This is a genomic window from Mesorhizobium sp. M7A.F.Ca.CA.004.12.1.1 (assembly GCF_003997835.1).
Classification (GTDB): domain Bacteria; phylum Pseudomonadota; class Alphaproteobacteria; order Rhizobiales; family Rhizobiaceae; genus Mesorhizobium.
On the sequence record NZ_RZRK01001049.1, the window covers coordinates 1 to 1756 of the forward strand.

The 1756-nt window shown below is 65.0% G+C and carries 2 protein-coding genes; both read left to right on the forward strand.

Features of this window, described 5'->3' with window-relative positions; genetic code table 11:
• Positions 1–580 (forward strand): efflux RND transporter periplasmic adaptor subunit (locus tag EN984_RS33430; protein ID WP_127384299.1); only part of this gene is annotated, 580 nt, incomplete at its 5' end.
• The coding region (locus EN984_RS33435; RefSeq protein WP_164765867.1) for an efflux RND transporter permease subunit at positions 577–1756 on the forward strand (1180 nt) is incomplete at its 3' end. The genes EN984_RS33430 and EN984_RS33435, both read left to right, overlap by 4 nt.

Consider the following 1756-nt stretch of genomic DNA (forward strand, 5'->3'; position numbering starts at 1 on the left):
CGCTGGCACCGTCGGCATCCTGCCGATCTCGGCCGGCAATTATGTCACCAACCAGTCGGCCATCGCCACGCTCGACGACCGGTCCTCAATCCTGGTCGATTTCCTAGTGCCCGAGCGCTTCGCTGCCGCCGTCAAGGTCGGCGCACAATTGACGGCGACGCCGATCGCCAATCCCAGCAACGCTTATAGCGGCACCGTTTCGGCCATCGACAACCACATCGATGAAAAGAGCCGCACCCTGCTGGTCAAGGCCAAGATCGCCAACCCTGCGGATTCGTTGCGCGCCGGCATGTCGTTCGGCATCACCATGAAATTTCCGGGGCAAATCTATCCGGCCGTCAGCCCGCTGGCGATCCTGTGGGGGTCGGACGGCGCCTATGTCTGGCAGATCGAGGATGGCAAGGCCAGGCGGGTCCCGGTGCGCATCATACAGCGCAACACCGAGACCGTGCTGATCGACGCCGAGATCGACAATGGCGACATGGTGGTCACAGAGGGCACCCAGAGCGTCAGCGAGGGCGGCGCGGTCCGCCTTGCAGGTGAAGAGCAGCGCGCCGCGGACGCCGCCGCAGGCACATGACCAGCCCCGCCAACACTGCCAGCGAGACCGGCTTCACCGCCCTGTTCATCCGCAGGCCGGTGATGGCCTTCGTGCTGAACACACTGATTGCGGTCGCCGGCCTGGCCGCCTTCTACGGCGTCGAGATCCGCGAACTGCCTGATGTCGATCGCGCGGTCGTCACCGTTTCCACCACCTTCGAGGGCGCGGCGGCCGAGACCGTCGATCGCGAGCTGACCGACACCATCGAGGGCGCCGTCGCCCGCGTCTCCGGCGTCAAGTCGATCTCGTCGTCTTCCTCATTCGGCTCAAGCCGCGTCACCATCGAGTTCAACGATGGCGTCGATCTGAATGTCGCCGCCTCGGACGTGCGTGATGCCGTCGGCCGCGTCGCCAACCAGATGCCGGACACCGCCGATCCGCCGCGCATCGTCAAGGCCGACGCCAATTCCGACCCGGTGATGCGGCTGGCGGTGACCTCGGACAACATGTCGATCCAGGACATGACCGTGGTGGTCCAGGACCAGATCGAGGACGAGTTGGCCGCCGTGCCCGGCGTTGCCGACGTCCAGGTCTATGGCGACCGCGACAAGATCTTCCGCATCGACGTCGATCAGAACAAGCTGGCCAGCCTCGGCTTCACGGTTGCCGACCTCAGGGCCGCCCTTGCCTCGGTCGCCTTCGATTCCCCCGCAGGTTCGATCACCACGACCAACCAGGACCTGATCGTCCGCACGACTGCCGACGTCACCACGCCGGGAGAGTTCGAAAACATCATCATCGGCGGCACGACGCGCATCCGCGATGTCGCCACCGTCACACTCGGCCCCGACGTTGGCCAGACCACATTGCGCTCGGATGGCAAGACCGGCATCGGCATCGGCATCATCCGCCAGGCGGAATCGAACACGTTGGACATCTCGACCGGCGTCCAGTCCGCCGTCGCCAAGCTGCAGGAAAACCTGCCCAAGGGCATGTCGATCAAGATCACCAGCGACGACGCGGTCTTCGTCAAGGGCGCGGTGCACGAGGTCGAGATCGCGCTCGGCCTGTCCGTCACCATGGTGCTGATCGTCATCTATGTGTTTCTCCTAGACTGGCGCGCGACGCTGATCCCCGGCCTGGCGATGCCGGTCGCCATGATCGGCACCATCGCCGCCATCTATCTGGCCGGCTTCTCGGTCAACATCCTGACCC